Here is a 24,404-nt window from a genome sequence, read left to right as displayed (position 1 = left end):
ACCATCCCCTTGCCATAATTTATTGTTTAGATCATCGGCAATTGTGTTGTTGCCCGTGTTGTTCAAGTTCAAGGATCGCCGATGTCTTCCGGCCCCGCCCTGTCGATCATCATTCCAGCCCATAATGAAGCGGCCACACTGCCGGGGTGTCTGTCGGCGCTATACGCCTCGGTTGGCCTCGAGCATGCGCAGGTTATTGTCGTTGCAAACGGGTGCAGCGATGAGACGACGCTGCGGGCGCGGGAGCGCGCTCAGGTGTTTGAGGCACGGGGCTGGTGGCTCGATATCATTGAGCTGAAAGAGGGAGACAAGCTCGCGGCGCTGGATGCCGCCGATGCCATCGTACAGGCGCCCGTGCGCGCCTATCTCGATGCCGATGTTGTGGTTGATCCCGCCGTGATGGGCCAGCTCGCACGCGTGTTGAACAGGGCTGAGCCCGCTTATGCCTCCGGGAAATTGCGGATCGCTGCGGCGGACACGGCGATATCCCGGGCTTACGCGCGCATCTACGCCCGCGTGCCGTTCCTGACACATGGCGTCCCCGGGGCGGGCCTCTTCGCCATGAATGCCGCCGGCCGCGCGCGATGGGACAACTGGCCGCGCATCATCTCCGATGACACCTTCGCCCGCCTGAACTTTGCCCCGAAAGAGCGCCTGTCCGTTCCCGCGGGCTACGTGTGGCCGCTGGTCGAGGGATGGCAGGCTTTGGTGAAAGTGCGGCGGCGCCAAAACCGGGGCGTGGAAGAAATCAGGGAACAGTTCCCGGAGCTTCTTCAAAATGATGACAAACCGGCCTTTCCGATGGGCCAGAAACTCAGCATGGCGCTGAGCGATCCGACAGGCTTTGCAATCTATACCTCCGTCGCGCTCGCCACAAAATTCGGCCGCACGACGACCTGGGAGCGCGGGCGATGAGAGCGCTTGCCCGGAAATTTCAGGGCGGGGCCCTGTCAGCGCGTATCCTGCGCTCGTCCAGTCTCACGGTCATCGGGTTTGGCGGCTCGCAGATGATCCGCCTTGCCTCCAACCTGATCCTGACGCGCCTGCTCTTTCCCGAAGCTTTCGGCATGATGGCGATCGTCATGATCCTGATGCAGGGTTTGACGATGTTTTCGGATGTGGGCACCGTGCCTGCGATCCTGCAGAACAAACGGGGCGACGACCCTGAGTTTCTCAATACGGCCTGGACGATCAACGTGGTGCGCGGCTTTCTGCTGTTCGCATTTGCCTGCGGGGTCGCGTATCCGGTGGCCTGGTTTTATGACGTGGCGCTGCTTGCCCCGCTGATCATGGCCTCAGGCCTCACCCTCATTTTGCAAGGCTTCATGCCGACCAAGATGCAAACGGCCAATCGACACCTGCAACTGGGACGCGTCACAATCCTCGACATGGTCACCCAGATCGTCGGCGCTGTTGCCGCCATCGTGTTGGCGCTGTGGCTGCAATCGGTCTGGGCGCTGGTCTGGTCCGGGCTGATCTCGATGCTGGTGCAATTGTTCATCAACAATCGCTTCCTGCCCGGGCCGTCCAACCGGTTTCGCTGGGAGCCGGAGGCGGGGCGGGAGCTCATCCACTTTGGCAAATGGATCTTTCTGGCAACGGTGTGCGGCTTTGTCTTCACGCAATCAGACCGCATCATCCTCGGCCGCTTGCTCGATCTTGAGCTCCTTGGCATCTACAACATCGGATTTTTCCTCGCCGCTTTTCCATTGCTCCTGGGCAATATGATCGTTGCCAAGGTCCTTATCCCGATCTATCGCGAAACCCCGCCCAAGGCCGCTCCAGAGAACTATGCGAAGCTGCGCCGCATGCGTATTGCCGTGACGGCGGCCTTGCTGCTGTTGCAACTGGCATTTGCCATGAGTGGCGTCTGGCTGATCGAACTGCTGTATGACGCGCGATATGTTCTGGCCGGGCCAATTCTGGTGTTGATCGCCTGTATGCAAATCCCGCTTGTGATCGGCCTGACCTATGATCAGGCCGCGCTCGCGGAAGGCGACAGCCGGTCGTTCTTCGTGCTGCAACTGGCGCGGGCTGTGGCCATGGTTGCGGGTCTTTTGCTGGGTTTTGAGGCTGGCGGACTGATTGGTGCCCTGATCGGTCAGGGGATTGCGATGATCTGTGTCTACCCGGTTGTCGTCTGGTTGGCGCGGCGTGTGGGCGTGTGGGATGGCCTGCACGACTCAGTCGCCTTTGGGGTGGGCGTGGCAATCACCTCGGCCGCGTTCTGGATCCATGCCGAGCCCTTGTCTGCCTTGCAGGCTGTGACCGGGGGATGATCAATTCGGAGAGCATGCGCCAAAGTGGCAAAATTTCCCGTTAAAATGTGGGTTAAATTGTTGGAATGTGGCAAGACTGCGGCGCAGGGAACGTGGCAAGGCCGTAATTTGAGCGCATTTGCGCCGTAAGCCATCGGGGCTTGTTTGGGAAATTAGTATGTCTGGTGCTGTTGATAGCCCTGCCAGGGGCGACACGGATATCGCCATTGTGGGTATGGCAACGCGGCTGCCGGGCGCGCCGGATATTCATGCATTCTGGGATAATCTGCGCACTGGCACAGGCTCGATCCGCAGGCTGAGCGAGGCCGAGCTTCTCGAAGCCGGTGAAAGTGCGGGCAAGATCGCGCGCCCGGATTACGTACCGTTCGCGGCCCCTTTGGAACGTCTGGCTGATTTTGATGCGGATTTCTTCGGCTTCTCGCCCAAAGAGGCCGCCATTCTGGACCCGCAGCACCGCCATTTTCTGGAAACCGCCTGGGAAGCGCTGGAGACAGCGGGCCATGTGCCCGAGAGCTTCGATGGGCCCATCGGGGTTTATGCGGGCTGCGGGATGGGCAGCTACTTTTACTTCAACATTTGCTCGAACCCTGAGCTTGTCGATCAGACCGGCATGTTCCTTCTGCGGCACACGGGCAATGACAAGGATTTCCTGTCCACGCGGTTGAGCCATGTGCTCGATTTGCAAGGCCCCTCGCTCACGTTGCAAACCGCGTGTTCCACATCGCTGGTCGCCACGCATTACGCGGCACAGGCTCTGTTGAATGGCGAATGTGACATGGCGCTGGCGGGCGGTGTCACGATTGAGCTGCCCCATGCGCGCGGCTACGTCTTCAAGGAAGGGGAGATCCTGTCTCCCGACGGCGCGTGCCATGCCTTTGATCATCGCGCGCAAGGCACGGTGTTTGGCTCGGGCGTTGGCGTCGTGGTTCTGCGACGTCTGGAAGATGCACTTGCCGATGGCGATCATATCTGGGCCGTGATCAAGGGCTCGAGTGTCAATAACGACGGGGCCGCCAAAGCCGGCTATCTTGCGCCATCTGTCGAGGGGCAAGCCGCGGCGATTGCGGAGGCGCATGCCATTGCGGATGTCTCAGCGGATTCCATTGACTACGTGGAATGCCACGGCACGGGCACCTATCTGGGCGATCCTATTGAGGTTTCGGCCCTGACGCAGGCCTTTCGCGAAACGACGGATCGTACTGGTTTCTGCCGCATAGGCTCGGTCAAAACAAACATTGGCCACCTCGATACAGCGGCGGGTGTGGCGTCGCTGGTGAAGGCCTCGTTGGCACTGCACCACGAAGCGATGCCGCCCTCCCTTGGCTTTGAAGCGCCCAACCCGGCCATTGATTTCGACGGCTCACCCTTCCAAGTGAATGACACGCTCACGCCTTGGGCGCGCCACGCGCGGCCGCGGCGGGCCGGGGTCAATTCGCTGGGAGTTGGTGGGACAAACGCGCATGTGGTGCTTGAAGAAGCGCCGGATCGCGGCACGAGTGATCCGTCAGACTGGCCTTTCCAGATCCTGACAATCTCCGGGCGGACGAAAGCCGCCATGGAAGCCAATGCCGACGCTTTGGCCCGCCATCTGCGGGCCAATCCGGATATTAATCTCGCAGATGTCGCCTTCACATTGCAAAACGGGCGCCGCCATTTTGAGTATCGGCTGGTGACAATCGCCCGGGATGCCCATGAGGCCGCCGTGCGCTTGCAAAGCCGTGACCCGCGCCGCGTGTTCACCCATTCTGCGATGGATGCTGCGCCCGAGGTTGTCTTCATGCTGCCCGGGGGCGGCGCGCAATACGCCGGTATGGCTCGCGATCTCTATGAAACGGAGCCTGTTTTTGCCGAGTGGATGGATGAGGGCCTCGCGCATCTCGCCCGTTTGAGCGACGAAGACATGGCAGCGCTTTGGCTGCCGGAACGAGGCGCGGAGGTCGAGGCTGATGCCCGGTTGACCAAACCCTCTTTGCAGTTGCCGCTGACCATGATCGTCGAATATGCGCTGGCCCAACTCTGGATGTCCTGGGGCGTGCAACCCACAGCCTTGATCGGCCATTCCATGGGCGAAAACACGGCTGCTGCACTGGCGGGTGTGATGTCGTTCGAGGATTGCATCGGCTTGGTGCATAAACGCGGCCAATTGTTTGACACATGTCCCAAGGGGGGCATGCTGTCTGTTGGATTGAGCGCGCAGGAGCTCCGCGCGATCCTGCCGGACGGTTTGGATATTGCGGCCGAGAACGCGCCGGGTCTGAGCGTGGCATCAGGTCCGCAAGAGGCGCTGGACGCGCTCCAGAGCGATCTTGCAGCGCGCGATATCGACTGTCAGCGCATTGCCATCGACATTGCGGCGCATTCCCATCTGCTGGAGCCGATCCTGGCAGACTTTGAAGCGCATCTGCGCAGGATCCCGCTGCAGGCTCCGCGCGTGCCGATCATGTCCAACCGGACAGGGCAAACACTGTCTGACGAGGACGCGCAGGACCCGGCCTATTGGGTCGCCCACCTGCGCCATACGGTACATTTCGCCGCTGGCATCGAGGCGCTTGCGGAGACACCGGGTCGGATCTTTCTGGAAGTCGGGCCGGGCAAGACGCTCGCGGCCCTGGCGCGGATGCAGCCCAAAGTGCCTGCCAACGCGGTTCTGGGAAGCTTGCGCCATGCCGAGGATGACATGGAGGATGATGCGCATTTCCTTCTGGCGCTGGGCCGCCTGAACGCTCTGGGCGTAGCGGTTGACTGGGATCAGATCTGGACCGATCGCAAACGTCACCGCGTGCCGCTGCCGACCTATGCGTTCCAACACAAAAGCTATTTCATTGAGCCGGGCCGCGGTGCGCAGCAGGACGAGGCAAACGATCTTGTGCGCAGTGACGTGCTTGAGGACTGGGGCTCCCGCGTGGCGTGGATCCCGGCCCTGGCGCCCTGTGATATCGATGTCGAGGGCGACATGTCCGAGAGCCTGCCGGAGACATGGCTTGTCTTCGAGGATGAGCTTGGGATTGGCTCCGAGGTCTGCCAGAGGCTGGAGCGCGCTGGCCATCAGGTGGTGCGGGTCAAACCGGGGGACCGGTTTGCCCGGGTTGACGAAAAACGCTATGTCCTGTCGCCGGAACTGGGCCGGGAGGGCTATGATCTGCTGGTGCAGGACATGCTCGCGCATGGTTTGGTCCCGACACGCGTCGCGCATTTCTGGCTCCTGACGCAGGATGAAACGCACCGTCCCGGATCGTCCTTTTTCCACCGTGTGCAGGAGCAGGGCTTTTATGCGCTCCTCTTCCTTGCGCAAGCTATGGACGCGGAGGGCGCTTCGGCCCCGGTGCACATCACATGCGTCACAAACGGGGTCTTCCGGGCGCGCAATGAAGCCGTCACCTATCCCGAAAAAGCCACGCTTGCCGGTCCGATCCGCGTAATTCCGCGCGAGTTGCCCAATGTCACGACTGCGCATCTGGATGTGGCCCTGACTGCTGGCCAACCCAGCGGAGGGTTCTTCGGCAAGCGCGCCAAGACGAACCTGACGCCGGTTGTCAATCAGGTCCTGGAGGACTTGCTCAGCGAGCCCCGGAGCTATGAGGCGGCCTTGCGGGGTGCCAAACGGTTCGAACGCCAGTTGCGCCCGGTGCCACTGGACGCCGCTGAGCGGACACCTGTCCGGCCCGGCGGCGTTTATCTGATCACTGGTGGGTTTGGCGGCATCGGACTGAGCGTGGCGCGGCGGTTGATTGAAGTCGGTGCGGGCCATATCGGCATCGTGAGCCGACGTCCGCTCCCAGAGCGTGAGGCCTGGCCGAGCCTCCTGGCCTGCATGAGCCCCAATGATCCGACGCATGCGCGCATTCGCGCGGTGCAAGACCTGGAAGCGTTGGGGGCGCAGGTGCATGTGTTGCAAGCTGACGTGTGCAACCAGCCTGCGATGACCGAGGCTGTTGCGGCGCTTCGGGCTGCTGCGGGAGACATTCATGGGGTCATTCATGCTGCAGGCGTGATTGATGATGAACCTTTGCTCAGCAAGGGGCCTGCCTCTGTTGAAGATGTCTTCACGCCCAAAATCCATGGCACACAGGTTCTGGATGCGCTCTTCCCGGATGGCGCGATCGATTGGTTGGTGCTGTTTTCATCGACCTCGACGATCATCGCACCGGCCGGGCAGATCGACTATGTCGCGGCCAATGAATATCTCAACGCCTTCGCGCATGCGCGTGCCGACGGCAAGACCCGCGTCGTCGCGGTAAACTGGGGGATCTGGGCTGATGTCGGCATGGCGGCGGATGCTGTCGCCGCGCGCAGCGGTGAAAGGATCGCTCAGCCGCGTGAAGAGACTGCGCAGCCGCTGATCGACGTGGCGACCTTTGATGCTCAGGGCACGCGGCTCTTTGAAACGCAGCTTGAGGCCAAGTCCGACTGGATTTTGAACGAGCATCGCACCCGCGTGGACAATGCCGCGATTCTGCCCGGGACGGGCTATATCGAATTGGCGGCGCAGGCCTTGGCAGCCCAATCCGAGATCGGGCGCTTTGCCCTGACGGATTTGACCTTCCTGCGCCCCATGCATGCGCCGGATGACAAGCCACTGAACATGCGCCTGAAGATGGAGCGCAGGGACACGGGCTATCGCCTGAGCGTCTGCTCTGCCGTCACCTTTGACGGGCGCCGGGGATGGCAGACCCATGCGGAATGCGACATCCGGCTGCATAATATCGATCCGCCTGTGCGCGTTGATCTGGGGGCTCTGGAAACGCGCATTGGCGCGTTGCCCAATACGGATTTGCCGCTGCGGTCGGCGCAGGAAACACATCTGGATTTTGGCCCCCGGTGGCGCGCGCTTTATGGCAAGTCTCTGGGTGCTGACGAAGGTCTGGCCCGGTTGCGCCTGACGGCTGATGCCAAGACCGACGTCACCCAAGGGTTCCGATTGCACCCGGCCTTGATGGATATCGCCACAGGCTGGGCCATGGATCTGATCGAGGGCTATGATGCGCAGCGTCTCTGGGTGCCGATGCGCTATGGCGACATTTCTGTGTATCGGGATCTGCCTGCGGATGTAATCTCATGGGTTCGCAATCGCGGGACCAATTCCGTCAAGGACGCCACGGCGCAGTTCGATATCACCTTGATGACACCTGACGGCGAGGTCTGCGTCGAGATCCGTGATTTTCAGATCCGGTGTCTCGACATGGAAGGTCAGTTCAGTTCGGGACAACCCCTGAGCGCCGCAGAGCTCATTTTCGACGAAGACGACGGGAATGCACCCATTTCGGCCGCCGAGGAGCGCCTGCGTCACAACCTCAGGCAAGGCATTCGCGCGGACGAGGGGGCGGATGCTTTCCTGCGCGCCCTGGCCCTGCCGCAGGCGCAAGTCGTGGTTTCATCTTTGCCGATCGAGGGCTTGCGGGCGCAAGCAGACCAAAGCGATGCGCCGCAACCGGGCGGTGCCACATTCGAACGGCCCGAGCTCGAAAGCGACTATGCTGCGCCGCAGACCGATATCGAAGAGACACTCGCTGCGTTCTGGACGGATTTGCTGGGCGTCAATCAGGTCGGGATCGACGACAATTTCTTTGATCTGGGCGGGCATTCCCTGATTGCCGTGCGCATGTTTGCGATGATCAAGAAATCCTACCGGGTGGATTTTCCGATCTCCGTGCTCTTCGAAGCGCCGACCATTCGGCTCTGCGCCGCGCTGATCGAGGAGCGCGCCGGGCCTGCCGCAGGTGCCAAGACCACGGCGGAGCGCGCGCCCAGTCAGGGCGAGGGCCCGCGCTTTCGCTATCTCGTCCCGATGCATGCGGGTGAGGGCGGGCCGGGCATGCCGTTCTTCCTTGTGGCCGGTATGTTTGGCAATGTGCTCAACCTGCGCCACCTCGCGCATTTGCTGGGTGGACGACGCCCCTTCTTCGGCCTGCAGGCCCGTGGGCTCTACGGTGGCGAAGAGCCGCATCGCTCCATCTCCGAGGCGGCTGCCGATTACATCGCCGAAATGCGTCAGGTTCAGCCCAAAGGGCCTTATGCCGTGGGCGGCTTTTCCGGCGGTGGTATTACCGCGTTTGAAATCGCCCGACAGCTTGAGGCGGCAGGCGATGAGGTGGCCATCGTCATTCTGCTCGACACGCCGCTCCCGCAGCGCCGACCGCTCACGCGCCGTGACAGACTGCTGATCCAGCTACAGGAAATTCGCAACAAAGGTGTGCTCTACCCATTCAAATGGGCGGCCAATCGTATCGCCTGGGAGCTGGAGAAACGCCGCGGCTTTGACGCGCCCACGCAGGATGATCACAGCTTCCACAACGCCGAGATCGAAGCGGCCTTCCTTGAGGCCGTCGCGCAGTACGACATGCGCCCCTGGCGGGGACATATGCACCTGTTCCGGCCACCGCATGTCGGCCACTGGACCGTTTCGGGCGGGCAATTGGTCAACTCCGAGCGTGCCTATCTGCTGCATGACAACGATTGGGGCCAATACGTGCCCGGGATTGAAGTCACGGAAGTGCTGGGAGATCACGATTCCATGGTGCTGGAGCCCCATGTCCGCGTTCTGGCGGATGCGATGCGCGATGCCTTGGAGGCCGCCGAGCCAGAGAGCGCTGCCCCCCCCTTGGCCAAAGTGGCGGAGTAGCCTGTTATGTCCTCGAAGTTACTTGTTGTTCTTCTCAACTACCGCACGGCTGACATGACCGCCCGCGCCGCGGACGCGGCCGTTTTGGCGATGGATGGTCTGCCCGCCGAGATGGTCATCGTCGACAATGACAGTCAGGACGGCTCTTTTGAGGCGCTCTGCGATCATGTCGCGCAGCGGGGCTGGCCCCATGTCCGGGTGCTGGCGTCAGGCTGGAACGGCGGCTACGGCGCCGGCAACAATTACGGTATGCGCGCAGGCCTGGCGGATGGCAGCGCCCCTGATGTCTACTATCTTCTGAACTCCGATGCCTTCCCTGACAAAGATGCGATCCGCGTCCTCTACGATACATTGCAAGCCACACCAGAGGCAGGTTTCGCCGGTAGCCAGATCTATGGATCCGATGGCGCAACCGCGCTGACGGCCTTTCGGTTTCCCTCCTGGCAGGGCGATCTTGAGGCCATGGCGCGCAGTGGCCCGGTCTCGAAACTCCTGCGTGCCTATCGCGTGCCGCGCGATGATCTCACGACCGGTGTCGAAACGGTGGATTGGATTTCAGGCGCGAGCCTGATGATGCGGCGCGAGACATTGGAAGAAATCGGTTTGTTTGACGAAACCTTCTTCCTCTATTTCGAAGAGACGGATCTTTGCCGCAGAGCCGCGCAGGCGGGTTGGCAAACCATCTATGTGCCGGACAGCCGCGTGCAGCATATCGGCGGCGCATCGACGGGTATGAACAGCTGGAAACGGGTGCCGAAATTCTGGCTCGACAGCCGCACCCACTATTTCATCAAGAACCACGGGCGCGCCTATGCTGCCTTGGCCACATTGGCCCATCTGACTGGGGGCCTGCTGTGGCACCTGCGGCGTGTGTTTCAGGGCAAGCCTCAGCTGGACCCTGACAGGTATTATCGCGACCTGATCGCCCACGATCTACGCGTTCTGATGCCTTTGCGGGATGCGCCAAAGCCGCAGGTCCGTGTATTGGCCCCGCTCGGGAGAGACGCATGAGTATGAGCGCTGTTTTCATCGGGGATGCCTCTCTGACGCAAGCCTGCCTGACCCAATGGCGGGACGCAGGCCACAGCGTCGCCGCTTTGGTCACGACAGATGCCGCCATGTCGGCATGGGCTCAGATGGAAGGAATTCGTGTCGAACGGCCCGCGCCGACGCTTGCCGAGCATCTAAGCCCGCTGACGTTTGACTGGATACTGTCCGTTGCCAATTTGCGGCTCTTGCCGGAAGATCTCCTCGCCCTCGCGCGCCGGGGCGCTGTCAATTTCCACGACGCGCTTTTGCCCCGCTACGCCGGGCTGAACGCACCGGTCTGGGCGCATCTTGCCGGGGAGCGGGAGCACGGGATCACGTGGCATCTGATCACACCGGGCATCGACGCCGGTGATATTGTGGCGCAGCGCAAGTTCGACATCACGCTGGACGACACGGCGTTTTCTCTGAATGCGAAGTGCTACAGCGCCGCAATCGAGAGCTTTTCAGACGTCATCACAAGCCTTGAGAGCGGTGCGACGGAGGCCAGACCGCAAGACCTTGACGACCGGAGCTATGTTGCGCGGTTTGACAGGCCAGATGCCGCGGGAACGCTACAGGTCGATGGGCCGTGGCAGGATGCGCTGCGCGTGGTGCGGGCGCTGGATCACGGGGATTACCCAAACCCGCTGGCCTGCGCCAAACTCTGGGATGGCGCGCGGATGATGGCCATTGGCACGGCCACGCCGACACCGTCCGATCTCGCCATGGGCCAATGGACGCGCGTAGGCGAGAATGCGATAGCCCTCGGCTTCGCGGATGGTGCCCTGTTGCTGGAGGGGGTGCGCGCGCTCGATGGTTTGCCGCTTGATCTGGCCGAGAAGGGTCAGATGCCTGCCTTGAGCGCGGTCGAGGTGCACGACTGGCGCCAACACGCAGAAAAGCTGGCCCGCGACGAGGCAGCGGCTACGGCGCGCTTGGCCACGAAACGTCCCGCAGTTTGGCCCGGCCCGCGCAAAACCGGCCTGATAGATCGCAGGGACATCGCCCTTGATGGGCTCACAGAGGCAGACCAGACCGCGCTGACCTTGCACGTCGCGCGCAATGCGACAGGCCAGCCAGACGCGGCCATCGCCAAAGCCATCGCCGTCACGAATCCGATCGCCGCGCCATGGGTGCCGGTTGAGGAGCCGGACGATATCGGACCGGCTTTTGCCGCAGACCTGATCCTCCGCGATCCGGCGCTGGAGAGCGTCGTCTGCCCGGATATTGCCCAAGGCCTTGATGCGCATCTGCCCGGAACGGCGCTCACCATTACCCCTGATGCCCTTTATTTTGATACCGCGCGCGTCTCGCCCCAGATGGCGGATCTTCTGGTGGCGCGCATTGCGGATGCCGCGGCTGCACTGCGCCAAGGTCTGCCCCCGTCTCCCATGCCCGAAAGTGAGCGCATCCTTTTGCTCGAAGGCTGGAACGAGACGGCGACGGGCTTTGATGACGGCGCAACGCTGGCCTCTGCCTTCGCAGCCCAAGTGACCCGAACACCAGAAGCCGAAGCCCTTGTCTCGGGATCAGAGACCTTGAGCTTCGCCGAACTTGACGCGCGGGCCAATGCGGTGGCCCATGTGCTCAAGACAGCGGGCGTTGGCCCCGGTCGGCTCGTTGGGCTGTGCACAGAGCGCTCGGCCTCGATGGTGATCGGCGCTTTGGCTATTCACAAGGCAGGCGGCGCCTACGTCCCGATGGACCCGGCCTATCCCGCAGACCGGCTGGCGCTCTTTCTGGAAGACAGCGGCGCTTCCCATGTTCTGACCGAGCGCGCCGCCCGCTCTGCTCTTCCCAGCAGTGCCGAGATCATTGAGCTGGACACCGATCCGCAGATCACCGCGGCGCCCCAGACGCCTGTGGAGTTGAGCGCCGGACCCGAGGACTTGGCCTATGTGATCTTCACATCCGGCTCCACTGGACGCCCCAAGGGCGTGATGATCGAGCATCGCAATGTCCTGAATTTTTGCGCCGGCATGGACGCGCGCGTGCCCACGGGTCCTGAGGATTGCTGGCTTGCGCTGACCTCGCTGTCCTTTGACATCTCGGTGCTCGAGATTTTCTATACGTTGACGCGCGGGGCGAAAGTTGTCCTCGTGCGCGAGGAAGACCGTCTCGAGGCCTCGCGCGGCCTGCCTGCGTTGGCGGTGGGCGAAGGCGCGCAGGACATGGCGTTCAGCCTGTACTACTGGGGCAATGACGATGGCGTGGGGCGCGACAAATACAAGTTGCTCCTTGAGGGCGCGCGGTTCGCGGATCAAAATGGCTTTTGTGCGGTTTGGACGCCCGAGCGGCATTTTCATGCTTTTGGCGGCCCCTATCCCAACCCCTCTGTGACCGGCGCGGCGGTTGCGGCGGTCACGGAAAACATTGCCGTGCGCGCGGGCTCCTGCGTGGCCCCGCTGCACCATACGGCGCGCATTGCCGAGGAATGGGCCGTCATTGACAATCTGACCAACGGGCGCGCCGGGCTTGCCATTGCAAGCGGATGGCAGCCCGATGATTTTGTCCTTCGCCCGGAGAACACGCCGCCCGAAAACAAGCCCGCCATGCTGCGCCAGATCGAGGATCTGCGCGCGCTGTGGCGGGGCGACAGCGTGTCATTCCCGCGCAAGGACGGCACCATGCACGCAGTTGTAAGCCAGCCGCGCCCGGTGTCCAAATCGCTTCCCATCTGGGTCACGACAGCGGGCAATCCCGCCACATGGGAAGAGGCGGGCCGGATCGGCGCGCATGTCCTGACACACCTTCTGGGCCAGAGCATCGATGAAGTGGCCGAGAAGATTGGCATTTATCACGCCGCTCTGCGAGATGCGGGCCATGATCCCGCAGAATTCGACGTCACCCTGATGCTGCACACGTGCATCGCCGAGACGCGGGAGGCCGCGCGGGACATCGCGCGCCAGCCGATGAAGGATTACCTCAACGCCGCGGCCGGTCTCATCAAGCAATACGCCTGGGCGTTTCCGGCTTTCAAGCGGCCCGAGGGCGTCAGCAATGCGTATGATCTCGATCTCGAAGGGCTCACACCGGAGGAGCTTGATGCCATCCTCGATTTTGCCTTTGAGCGTTATTTCAACGAGAGCGGCCTCTTCGGTACGGTGCAGGACGCGCTCGAGCGTGTGACCAGCCTGAAAGCGATTGGCGTGACTGAAATCGCCTGCCTGATCGACTATGGCATCTCGCGTGAACAGGTCATGGCAGGATTGCAACCGCTCGCCGAGGTGGTCGCAGCTTGCAACGGGCAGCGCGCGCTTGATCCGGAGGACCGGTCCGTCCCAGCGCAAATCCTGCGCCATGGGGTGACGCATATGCAATGCACACCGTCGATGGCGCGGATTTTGCTGGATGATCCGGATACGCGCGCCGCGCTGGCGTCACTGAAACAGATACTTCTGGGCGGCGAGGCTCTTTCCGGGGCGATTGTCGCAGACCTGGCAGCGCTTACAGACGCGCACATTGAGAACATGTATGGCCCGACGGAGACCACCATCTGGTCCACAACCGCGCCCGCGCGGGCCGATCAGGCCATTGCACCCATCGGCACACCGATCGCCAACACGCAGGTGTATGTCCTGGACGCAGCGATGCAGCCTGTTCCCGTCGGGGTCGAGGGCGAGCTTTACATCGGCGGGGCAGGCGTTGCGCGCGGGTATTGGCAGAGAGATGACCTCACGGCAGAGCGCTTCGTTGCTTCTCCCTTTGGCGCCGGGCGGCTCTACCGGACGGGCGATCTTGTGCGCTGGCAGGCGGATGGCACTTTGGCCTTTGTCGGGCGCGCCGACGGACAAATCAAATTGCGTGGCCACAGGATCGAGCTGGGCGAAATCGAAGCAGCGCTGGTGGCCGAGGAAGGTGTTGACGAGGCGGTCTGTGTCTTGCGTGGAACAGATCAGCTTGTTGGCTACATTCGTGGTCAGGCCGAGGTTGAGCGATTGAAAACCGCGCTCGCGGCGCATCTGCCGCCCTATATGGTGCCCAATGTCTTCGTCGCGCTGGAGGCGTTTCCGCTGACGCCAAACAAGAAAGTGGACCGCAAGGCCCTCCCAGATCCCCGCGATGTGGGCCAGAATAAAAGCAAGCCGCCCGCGGTGCGGCAAAGCCAGACGCCCGCGCCCCAAGTCTCGATGCCGACTACGCCCATCGGGGATGCGAAAGCAGTACAGGCCGCGATCTCGGCCATCTGGCGCGAGACGCTGGGCGTTAGCGACGTGCAACCGGGCGACAGTTTCTTCGATCTTGGCGGTCATTCCCTTCTGGCCGTGCAGGCGCACCGAACATTGCGCACCCGTCTTGGGGCACATGACCTCGGCATCGCCGATGTCTTTGGCTACCCGACGCTGCAAGGCCTGACAGAACGCGTCTTGCAGTTGCATCCGACGCTGGACAGACCCAGCGCCGCCAACGATGTGCCGCAGCCGGCCGCGTCGAAAGGTGAGGGTTCGCAACGCGCAGACAAGCGCCGCGATGCGATTGCACGCCGCCGCGAAATGCGCGCTCGCCGCAGCCGCTAGAGATCAAACATGCGTGAAAAAACCCGGCGGAGACCTCTCTGCCGAGGGTAACGTATTGGATTTTCGCACCAAATCGCCAATCTGGAAACCGATTGTTTCCGCCGCAATTCATGGTTAATTGTGGCAAAAAGTGGCCGTTTTGCCTAAATTTCTATCCAGCTTCGACCACAATCACGCCGCATTTCGATTCGGCGCCTTGCGCGGTCGCTGCTCGCAATTGGGGGCCCTTTTGCGGAGTGCGCATTGATGAACCAGTTTGGCTCGGTACGAGACATCCTCAAAACCCTGCGGCGCAGGGCAGCCTTGATCTTGTTGATCACGGCCATTGGCTGTGCGGTGTCCGTATATGTCGTCCTGCAACAACCCAAACTGTATGAGACCACTGCCGTCGTCCAGATCGAGCAGGCGCAGATTGTAGACGCCCGCACGGGCCGCACGGACGCCGCGCTCAAGTTGCAATTGATGGAACAGCGCATGATGGCGCGGGACAATCTCATCGAGATTATCGAAGACTACGATCTGTTTGCAGACTCCGACCTCTCCATGGCGCTCAAGGTCGTGCGCCTCAGGGAATCTGCCGAACTGACCGCAATCACCGATGCTGCCCAACCCTGGGATCCCAATGCGAACCCAACGGGCCTGATGATCAAAGTCAGCATGAATGACCCGCAGCAGGCCGCAGATGTCGCCAACGAACTTCTTGCGCGCATCGTGGATCAGGGCCAATCGCGTTCCGCACGTTCGGCGCGTGAAACGCTGGCGTTTTTTGATGCCGAAGAGCAGCGGCTGGCCGCTGACATCACCGATCTTGAACGCGAGATGGCGGAATTCAAGCAAGTGAACGCGGATAGCCTTCCCGAAGCCGTGGCCGCGCAGCGCGCGCAATTGTCCACTCTGGCTCAAAGCGACCTCGAGATCGAACGGCAGCTGATCGAAATCCAGAGCAATACCCGCCGTGCGCGCTCCGGTGTCGAAGAGCAAATGGCATTGCTTGAGCAACAACGCGCTGCTGTGCGCGCCCGGATCGCCGCGGCGGATGCGGCCATCGCATCGGCCCCGCAAGTCGAACAGGAGCTCTCCATTCTGGACAGGCGGCTGACGCAATTGCAGGAGCAATATTCCGTGGTCACCCGTCGCCGCGCAGAGGCCGAGACAGCGAACGCCTTGCTCGATCAGGATCAGACCGAGCGTTTCGAGGTGCTCGAAACTGCGCTGGTCCCGGAATACCCCGTGTCGCGCAGCCGCAAGAAGCTCGCCATTGCAGGCGGTGTGTTCAGCCTGGTCGTGGCGACAGGTGCGGCCTTCCTTGTCGAAATTCTGAACCCGGTGATCCGGACTTCGGCCCAACTTGAACGCGCCGTTGGCATGCAGGCTGTTGTCTCCATCCCAAATGTCATGACGGCGCGGGAACGCCGCCGCCGGAGTTTGCTTTATGTGCTGACGCTGGGTGGCTTGTTGACGGCGTTGCCGCTGCTGATTGTTGCTCTCCGAGAGCGATGGGATGGCTTCCCTTTTAGCGTGGGCGCTCGCCAAAAGGCCCGGCTTTGACCTGAAGACACCGGCCTGCAACCGCATGCCGGTGGTGGTCGTTCAGTAGCTGTATGCCTTGGCGGCGACACCTTCGGATTTGTTAAGCACCACGCCCAATAGAGGCGTATCCGCTCCCAGACGGCGTTCGACTTGTTGCACATCCTCTGGCTTGGTTGTTCCGCCACCCACAATCAGCAAGACACCATCGTAGAGGTGCCGCGCGGCGAGGACGTCATCATTGACCAACGCCGGCGGCATATCAAAGAGCATGACATCAGGCGATAGATCACGCTCCAGCCCGTTGATGATCTCACCGGTAGAGGGCTGTTGCAGCAATTCCGAGGCAAATTCCTCTCGCAACCCGTTGGCACCGACGGCGATGTTATTGCCGATCTTGAGCAGGTTTTGCCCGGCGCGCCTGAAATGCTGCTGCGTTGTGACTTCGCCGCGCAGATACTCCCCCATGCTGCCGGGGTTCTTCAACCCAAGCACCCGATCCACCGACGGGCGGCGCATATCAAAGTCCAGCAAAAGCGTGCGGCAGTTCAGTTGCCGCGAAAACGAGACCGTCAGGTTGGAGGCCATGAACGTCTTGCCGCAACCTTCGGTGGGCGAGGTTATCGCAACACGTTTCCAGCCATTCTCGGACAAGGTTTGCAGCAACTTGGTGCGCAGCACATCAAAGGCTGCATGCGATGGATCCCGTCGCGTCGAGGTGATGATGCGGTTTGTTTCGAGATGGGCCTCATCAATGGGAAATGTGCCAAGCCGGTCCCACAGAGCATCGCGCGCGATGCGGCGTTTCTCAGCAGAACTCGCAAAGAGGTTGGTCTGTTTCTGCGGTGCATTTTTGGCGGAGCTGCGGCTGATATCGCGCACGGCGTGATTTTCCGGCCCGGAGGTCTCCTTGTCACGCTTGATCCAGCGTTTGTCCATCATCATGCGCCGCCCTCCGCATGGTCGGGGAGCGGTGCGATACGCGCCATGATCATTGCCTGCTGCATGCTCATTTCCAATCTCAGGCGCCTGCGCGCCGTTTCCTTTATATATGTCGTGCCAATTCAGGCAAAAGTGGGTCGCAAATCTGTTAAACCGGGGTCAAAGCCCAAAGAGGCCAGCCTCAACGATCCCGCGCCGCACGACGGCAGCCTTGCTGCTCTCGGGTTGCCATCCCAGAACGCGCTTGGGCTTGGCATTGTCAAACGGTGTCAGATGCGCACGCGATTTCCAGTCTTTGAGCGATGCGCGCACCGCCTGCTTGCGGCCAAGGCCGTAGCGTTTGAGTGGATATTTGATCGCGTCCATCAGCCAAAGGGCATGAAGATTGCCCGAACGCACGCGCAATTCCGCGCCCATTTCGCGGTGGATCGCGTTGAAATACTGCCGGGCCGTCATCATTGGATCGCCCACAAGATTGAAGCTTTCACCCACCGCATCGTGATGCGCGCCCATGGCGATCAGCCCATCCACCACATCTTCGATCAGCACGAAGGGCAGGACGTTGTCGCCGCCGCCCCAGAGCTTGACGGCGCCTGCGCCGTGCCAGCGGCCAATGCCCCAATGCTGCAAGGGGCCGCCGGGTCCGATCACGATCCCGGGCCGCGCGATGGTGACAGGCAGGTTCCGCTCGCGGTGCATCGCCATGAGCCTGCGCTCGCATTCAGCCTTGGAGCGGGCATAGAGATTGCGTGTCGATAGATCCTCTCCGAAAGACGTGTCTTCCGTGATTACGCCTGCGGGGTTCGACATATCGTAGGAGGCAATCGTTCCGGTATAGACAAGGCGGCTGGCACCGGCCGCGAGGCAAGCCTCGGCCACATTGACGGCCACGCCCACATCATTGCGCAGCGCATCTTCCCATGTGTCGTCGAGCGACTTGGCGAGGTTGTAGACCACCTCGACCCCCTCAAACGCGCGCGCGAGCCCGTCGCGGTCATGCAGGGAGACGCCCATGGTCTCAACCTCGTTGGGCAAATCGGCGAAGGGGCCGTGCCGCCCGCGCGAGAGCACGCGCACGTCCTGCCCTTGGGCCACCAAACCGCGGGTCAGGTGGCGGCCAATAAACCCGGTTCCGCCAATCACGACAGCCTTGGGTTTTGGATCGCGGACCTTCGCAGGCAAAGCAGGCGGGTTCGGCAAGTCCATGGCGTCCAGAGCATGCTCCAGCGTCTCCATGACTGACACCGCCGCATCCGGGGCAAAACGCGCGTCCAGAGGCGAACCGTTGGCGATGGCATCGTAAACGCAGCGGAATGTCCCTCTGAAGGACAAGCCGTAGGGGTTCTCCTTGTTGAGCGAGGTCAGTTGCGTCCCGAGGTTGCGCATTCCTTCGCGCCAATGGCCTGCCCCTTGCGCCAGCTGGCTCAACAACGGGTTGGCCACAATATCAGCTGTATTGTCGAACCGCGTCACCAGGACATCATTGGCGTAATCCAACCGCGCAAGGCCCGTTGATCCGCGCACAACGACAGAGCGGTCATCGATCACTTCAACGGTCGAAAGCACAAAGCTCACGTCGACATCACCGGCGCGGGCCATGATCCGCATAACCTGCGGGCGCGTGCCCATGCCGGGCAAGGCGACGGGATGGCTCGCCTCGGCGGAGATCACCTCGACAGGCCCAAAGAGATCATGCGCGAAGGCCACGAGATGGGGCCCCAGCTCCAGCAAAAGGTTGCGCGGTTCGCGCAGGAGCCACAGCCCGTAAGGCCCTGAACGCAGGGGCGCGAGCGGCAGATGCCAATGCACCTCGGCCGTGGCAATCTTGCCCAGCTGGCCGCGTGTGACGAGCGCTTTCAGGCGATCATAAGAGGGCAGGCCGAGGAAGTTGTGCCCCGCTGCCAGAACCAGACCTTTGGCCGCCGCTTGCTCCGCCATGGCACGCATCTGGGCGCTGCTCTCTGCGACGGGTTTTTCGACCAGGCAATGCAGCCCCGCCTCAAGGCATTGCTCCGCCAACGGCGCATGCAGGTGGGGTGGCGTCGTGATATGCACAGCATCCACCGCCTTGGCCTCGATCAAGGCCTCCACCGAAGAATACGCGGCCAGCCCATAGCCCTCGGCAAATCCCCTGGCAGCCGTTTCCGACACATCGCAGACCGCCGTCAGCGCCACGCCCGGCGTCGCGCGCAGCGCATCTGCATGCCATGTCGCAATATAGCCCGCGCCAATGATGCCAATCCGTGTTTCACTCATCACTTATCTCACTTGTACTCAATGATCGACATATCGCGACCAAACCACTTACGCCCCCGGTATCGCAGCGCGCCCAGAATATTGGGCAGCTTTGACAAGGTCAGCAAACCGGCGTGCCGGCGCGCGTCTGCCGGGGCCAAATTTTCATGGGCCTGAAGGCCCTGCACCGTGCGGACATAAGACGCGGCATAAACCGCCGCCACGCCAAGCACCAGCCACCAAGAGGTCAAAAAACCGGTCAGGGCCAAAAGCGGGAGCAGCCCGCCATAGACCCACATGCGCATGCGCTCGCGCTTGAAGTAATCGGGATGCAGATCGTTGACCTGTTCGAAGCCATGGCCGGTGCGCACCGCGCGTTGCCACCATTGCCCAAACCGGCGCATTGCCGCGTCATGGCGCGTCATCTCCAAGGGCAGGCGTTTGAGGGTATGACCGGTTTTGCGCAGCCGACAGCAAAGCTCATCATCTTCCGCCGCGATCACCTGCGCATTGAAGCCACCGGCGTTGCGGTAGGCCTCTGCGCGCACCATCATATCACCCCCGCAGGCCATGATCTCGCCCGCAGGCCTGCGCCACTCCACATGGCAGAGCGCATTGTAAAGCGAGGCCTCGGGCATCATCTCGCTGCGCCATCCGGTGACGAGACCGAGGGCTGGGTCGGCCTCCAGCGCTTTGACGCCTGCGGGGATCCATCCCTCAACGATCTCGCAATCGCCATCGATGAACTGCACGATCTCCGCCGCGCCGCCGCTCTTTTCGAGGTGCAAAAAGCCTGCGTGACGGGCGCGCGCGGCCGTGAACGGCTGCGACGGGTCGAGATGGACCACCTCAGCGCCAGCCTGCTCGGCCTTCTCCACGCTGGCATCCGTCGAGCCGCTGTCCACATAGACAAGCCGTCGGGCCAGCCCTTGGGCGGACGCCAAACAGCGCTCGAGCCGCGCGCCTTCGTTGCGCCCGATCAGAACAAGGTCAGGTTTGCTCATGGCCGCTGGCCTTCCAGCAGCGCCGCCAAACGGGCGGCTTGTCCGGTGATTTCAAACTCGGCCAAAACCTTGGCCCGTCCCTGTGCGCCCAGGGAAACCATTTCGTCCGGTGCGGCGAGCAAGTCCGTTAATGCGTGGCGCAGGGCCGCCGCATTCCCGGGAGGTACCAGCCTGCCCGAGACCTGATCCTCCACAAGCTCCGGAACGCCCGCAATCCGTGTGGTGAGCACGGGTCGGCCAGCGGCCATGGCTTCCATCAGAACGACGGGCACGCCCTCGGCAAAACTTGGCAGGACGAAGATATCGTGGCGGGCCAGCGCCTCGGCCACTTCGCTTTGATTGCGGTAGCCCAGAAACGCGACGCGCTCCGCGAGGCCGCGTTTTGCCGCCTCCGCCTCCAGCGCCGCGCGTTCGGGCCCGTCCCCGATCAGCGTCAGCTGTAGGTCGGGGCGCTCAGCCACCATGGGCTCCAGCGCCTCGAAGAGCACAGCCACCCCTTTGACAGCGGCCAGCCGTCCGACAAAGAGCAATCGCGCGCCATGGGGCGGCGGGGCGTCGGCATAGCGGACGGGTTCGATGCCGCAATGCACGATGTGCAGCTTGTCCCAATGCGCCCGATCCGAAAACACCATGGCCTGCGACCGGCAGAAATCCGAGATACATGCCACGAAGGCGGCGCGCGCGATCTTCTCGTCCAGCCGCCAATGCAGCGGCTCAAAGAAGATATCTGGCCCATGCAGCGTGAATGAAAACGGTACGTTCGAAATCTCAGAGGCCAGCATCGCCACGGTGCAGGAGGCTTTGGCAATGTGATTGTGTAGATGCGTTATGCCCTGCCGCTGCATTTCATCTGCCAGAACAAGGGCTTCCAGAAGGTAAAACATCTGCCAGAGGCGCCCTTTCGCGCCGCGCGGCGCGGTCGTCCAGGCAAGTGCGCAGGCGCGCGCGACGGCGCCGGGGCGCTTGAGCGCCTGAACCAGCGCCCGGCCTAGACGGCTTGGTGATTTGGCCGCCTCAATCAGATGAACGGTCTGCGCCTGTTCGCGGCGTTGCTCTTCGCCCACGAGATGCTCTGCACCGGTGCGGCGCACGGAAAAAGTCTGCACGTGAAAGCCCAGATCGCGCAATGCGGCAACTTCGCGTTGAATGAAGGTGTCCGTGGCGCGCGGGTATTCCCCCGTCAGGTAAGCGATCTTCCGGGTCACGATTGCGCCTCGTGCATCAATTTCTCGAAGCCTTTTTGTTGCTGGATACCCAAAACGTCGCGCATCCGCGTATTGTCAAAGCCAAAGGGCCGATAGCGCGCCGCCAGCGTGGCCTGAGATTGCACCGGCGCCAACAGGTTCATGGGCAAAGGCACGATCAGCTTCGGCGCCACCGGGGCCACCAGCGCGCCAAGATAGCGCAACCGATCCGGCAAATCCTCGTCGACGATCATGATGGGATCTTCTTCCGGAAGCTCCGCCGCGCGGATCAATGCCTCGGCTGTGGTCGAAATATGTGCGAGCGGTATCTGGCCGCGCATGCCAAAGCGCAACAGAACGGGGCCAATCTTGCGGCCCAGATGCGCATTCCAGAGCTGACCGGGCCCAAACACCGCACCGGGCCGCAGGATGGTCAGCTCCAGCCCGCCCGCTTTTGCCGCAGAAACGACCTCTTCTTCCTGCGCAAGCTTGGCGGCGGCATAGGCGTCACGCGTATGCGGCGCTTGCTCCAGCGGCGTTTCTTCGGTCAGGATTGCGCCGGGCTCCTGGCTTGCGAAGTCATGCACCGCAATAGAGCTGACATGGACAAATTTGCCCCCGAGCGGCATCAGATCCATCAGTGCGCGCGTGGCCGTCACATTGCTTTGCACCATCGTCTCGCGATCGCCAGACATCGCCGCCGCACAATGGATCACACAATCGGCTTGAGCGACGGCATCACCCAACGCGGCAGAGGGTGTGCGGAGATCGCAGTCAATGACGGAAATGCCCGCATCCTCTGCCCAGTCCGGTGGCACGCGCCCCGGCTCCCGCACAACGGCCAGAACGTCGTGGTTTACAGCCCGCGCCTGCGCTACTGCGGCGCGCCCGACATAGCCTGCCGCCCCTGTGATCAGAAGGGTCATCTCGCCCATGGCATCGGCTCCATTGCGTCGCAGCGTGTCTGCATGTCTTGCGCGCCACTTGTGTCGCCCGCATTCTGGATGGCCAGGGTGACTTCATTGAGATGCAAAGCAAAATCGGACGACAATCGGCAAGGACGACCGGCCTCGATGGCCTCCAGCATCTCCATCGGGCCCAAGGCAAAATTCATCGCCGCCGCACCCCAGCGTTTGACCTTGGGATGGGTCGGGCCGGCGATCTTGAGCTTGCGGCCCACTGGCAATTCCATGAGCCGTCGCCGGATGGTCACGCGTTTGCGAAAGCGCGGTTTCGCATCATTGTCCCACGCCTGTTTGAGCTCGATCACACCCGCATCACCAATGACGCGGATCTGGTGATCATGGGGAGCCACAATCGAACATGTCAGCCGCGCGACCATTCCGGAGGCGAAAAACAGGGTGGCAACAGAGACATCGGGCGTCTCCGGGTTGCCTTCCTTATCCGGGATCACCGCCGCAGACGCCGCAACCACCCGGGCCACTGGCCCGAAGGCGGCAATCAGCCAGGTCAGGTAGTAGCCCGCATGCTCAAGCGTGCAGCCAACCTCAAATTCATCCCGCGCAGGCCAGGGCGCGCCGCTATCGCTCAGCCAATCGCCGTAGCGTGCCTGCGGAATGAAGCCATCGTCCAGTTCCGCGTAAACCAGTCGCGGGATCCCGCAGACTTCGTCGCGGACCGCCTTGATCAGCGTTTGCGCCGCCTCTCCCAAAACCGAACAGGGCGCCGAAGACAAAAGCAGCCCCGCGTCGGCGGCCTGATCATGCAGGGCTTGCGCCTGTGCCATGCTCAGCCCCAGGGGCTTTTCCGAATACACATGGTGCCCGGCGGTGAGCGCTGCTGTCGAGACATCAAAGTGACTGGCCGGGTTGGTCAGATTGAGCACGATGCAGCCTGCGGACCCCTCCGTCAGAGCCGCCTCCAGCGAGCTTGCCGCTGGCACGGACCAGTGTGTGCAAAACGCCTCCAGACGCGCCGGGTCACGATCCCACACGGCCCGGATTTTGACCTCGGGGTAAAGCGCGAAAGACCGCATATAAAGATCGGCCACGAATCCCGCGCCGATGAGGACCACTTCTGACATGTCACCTTTCCAGATTCCGACCGGCGCGCGGACGGGTAACCATATACTAGAAACAACGCCGCTTGGCGCTACGAACTGTTCGCACAGAAGCATATCAAAATGGCTTAATTTCGGCGAAAACAGATTGCAGTATTGCTCCGCTGCACCAAATCGTTAATGATCTGGTAAGGTAGGTGGTGTTTACCGAAAATTGGATGCGCATTGTGCGTATCCTTTTGCAGTTTAGTTCAGCGGCTTGTCCGCGATTGAGGTGTGAGTCTGGCATGCGTTTTGGTGCGGGAGCATATAACGTAAGCGTAAACGTTCGTGATCGTGCGACGTTGATGCAGGAAGTGAACCATCGGTTCGCATCAGGCACGGGCTTTGCTTTGGCCACGATCAATTTGGATCATCTCGTCAAACTCTCCGCTTCCGAGACATTCCGGACCGCCTATTCCCAACAGGACCTCGTTGTCGCGGATGGGCATCCGATCGTGTGGCTGTCGCACCTCGCACGCACGCCGGTCGAGTTGCTGCCCGGCTCCGAGCTCATTGAACCGCTGGCCGCCCGCGCGGCTGCGGGCGGCGTGACGGTTGCCCTCGTGGGCGCGACGGATGCCGTTCTGCACAGTGCGGCGCACTACCTTGAAAAGCAAAATCCCGGTCTGCGTGTCGTGGCCAAGATCTCTCCGGCCATGGGATTTGACCCCGAGGGACCGGAAGCAGATGCCGTCTTTTCCGAGATCGATGCCAGTGGCGCCCGACTGGTCTTTCTCGCCTTTGGCGCGCCAAAGCAGGAAATTCTCGCAGCCCGTGGTCGGGAGGTTCTGCCAAGCGTCGGATTTGCCAGCATCGGGGCCGGGCTTGATTTCCTCGCGGGATCCCAAGTGCGCGCGCCGGAGTTCATGCGCAATCTGGCCATGGAATGGCTTTGGCGGTTGATGGCCAACCCCAGACGCATGACCATGCGCTATCTCAAATGCCTGGTCATCCTGCCCAAGCAAACAGTTCAGGCCTTGCGTCAGCGTATCGACGTTTGAACGCG

General features: G+C 62.0%; 13 protein-coding genes. 7 read left to right on the top strand and 6 right to left on the bottom strand.

The window, feature by feature from the left end:
• Positions 1-81: 81 nt before the first annotated feature.
• The 6 genes from ACP15S_RS12300 to ACP15S_RS12275 all read left to right on the top strand — a co-directional run bounded on the left by ACP15S_RS12300 (position 82) and on the right by ACP15S_RS12275 (position 15,992).
• Positions 82-915: a glycosyltransferase family 2 protein gene (locus tag ACP15S_RS12300; protein WP_425039934.1), complete on the top strand. Its 834-nt coding sequence runs from the start codon at positions 82-84 to the stop codon at positions 913-915.
• The gene (locus ACP15S_RS12295; RefSeq protein WP_425039933.1) at positions 912-2,279 is read left to right on the top strand and encodes an oligosaccharide flippase family protein; all 1,368 of its coding nucleotides are present in this window, start codon (positions 912-914) and stop codon (positions 2,277-2,279) included. Before ACP15S_RS12300 ends, ACP15S_RS12295 begins: the two co-directional genes overlap by 4 nt.
• A 157-nt stretch (positions 2,280-2,436) precedes the next feature.
• Positions 2,437-8,898, top strand: coding sequence for a type I polyketide synthase (locus tag ACP15S_RS12290; protein ID WP_425039932.1), 6,462 nt, complete (start codon positions 2,437-2,439; stop codon positions 8,896-8,898).
• A 6-nt stretch (positions 8,899-8,904) separates the two neighbouring features.
• The gene (locus tag ACP15S_RS12285; protein ID WP_425039931.1) at positions 8,905-9,909 is read left to right on the top strand and encodes a glycosyltransferase; all 1,005 of its coding nucleotides are present in this window, start codon (positions 8,905-8,907) and stop codon (positions 9,907-9,909) included.
• A complete protein-coding gene (locus ACP15S_RS12280) occupies positions 9,906-14,444 on the top strand; it encodes a MupA/Atu3671 family FMN-dependent luciferase-like monooxygenase (RefSeq protein WP_425039930.1) in 4,539 nt (1,512 codons plus the stop codon). Before ACP15S_RS12285 ends, ACP15S_RS12280 begins: the two co-directional genes overlap by 4 nt.
• Before the next feature lie 246 nt (positions 14,445-14,690).
• Positions 14,691-15,992, top strand: a complete 1,302-nt coding sequence (locus tag ACP15S_RS12275; RefSeq protein WP_425039929.1) for a Wzz/FepE/Etk N-terminal domain-containing protein — start codon at positions 14,691-14,693, stop codon at positions 15,990-15,992.
• 42 nt (positions 15,993-16,034) lie between these two features.
• Here the strand turns inward: ACP15S_RS12275 and ACP15S_RS12270 are convergent, their stop codons facing one another.
• From ACP15S_RS12270 to ACP15S_RS12245, 6 genes are all read right to left on the bottom strand, one after another.
• Complete coding sequence (locus tag ACP15S_RS12270) at positions 16,035-16,916, bottom strand: CpsD/CapB family tyrosine-protein kinase (RefSeq protein WP_425039928.1); 882 nt, start codon at positions 16,914-16,916, stop codon at positions 16,035-16,037.
• 156 nt (positions 16,917-17,072) lie between these two features.
• Positions 17,073-19,169, bottom strand: coding sequence for an NAD-dependent epimerase/dehydratase family protein (locus ACP15S_RS12265; protein WP_425039927.1), 2,097 nt, complete (start codon positions 19,167-19,169; stop codon positions 17,073-17,075).
• 8 nt (positions 19,170-19,177) lie between these two features.
• A complete protein-coding gene (locus ACP15S_RS12260) occupies positions 19,178-20,152 on the bottom strand; it encodes a glycosyltransferase (protein WP_425039926.1) in 975 nt (324 codons plus the stop codon).
• The gene (locus ACP15S_RS12255) at positions 20,149-21,360 is read right to left on the bottom strand and encodes a glycosyltransferase family 4 protein (RefSeq protein ID WP_425040892.1); all 1,212 of its coding nucleotides are present in this window, start codon (positions 21,358-21,360) and stop codon (positions 20,149-20,151) included. Before ACP15S_RS12255 ends, ACP15S_RS12260 begins: the two co-directional genes overlap by 4 nt.
• The gene (locus ACP15S_RS12250; RefSeq protein WP_425039925.1) at positions 21,354-22,271 is read right to left on the bottom strand and encodes an NAD-dependent epimerase/dehydratase family protein; all 918 of its coding nucleotides are present in this window, start codon (positions 22,269-22,271) and stop codon (positions 21,354-21,356) included. The genes ACP15S_RS12255 and ACP15S_RS12250 overlap by 7 nt, the downstream gene beginning before the upstream one ends.
• Complete coding sequence (locus ACP15S_RS12245) at positions 22,259-23,380, bottom strand: Gfo/Idh/MocA family protein (protein WP_425039924.1); 1,122 nt, start codon at positions 23,378-23,380, stop codon at positions 22,259-22,261. Before ACP15S_RS12245 ends, ACP15S_RS12250 begins: the two co-directional genes overlap by 13 nt.
• Before the next feature lie 323 nt (positions 23,381-23,703).
• Here ACP15S_RS12245 and ACP15S_RS12240 point away from each other — a divergent pair, with 323 nt between their 5' ends.
• Positions 23,704-24,399 (top strand): WecB/TagA/CpsF family glycosyltransferase, encoded by a 696-nt coding sequence (locus ACP15S_RS12240; protein ID WP_425039923.1) that lies wholly within the window; start codon positions 23,704-23,706, stop codon positions 24,397-24,399.
• The last annotated feature ends 5 nt before the right edge of the window (positions 24,400-24,404 follow it).

The organism is Primorskyibacter sp. S187A (assembly GCF_049800955.1).
GTDB lineage: Bacteria > Pseudomonadota > Alphaproteobacteria > Rhodobacterales > Rhodobacteraceae > JAKVBH01.
The sequence above is the reverse complement of the archived record's forward strand: the minus strand, read 5'-3'. Positions and strand labels throughout refer to the sequence as shown.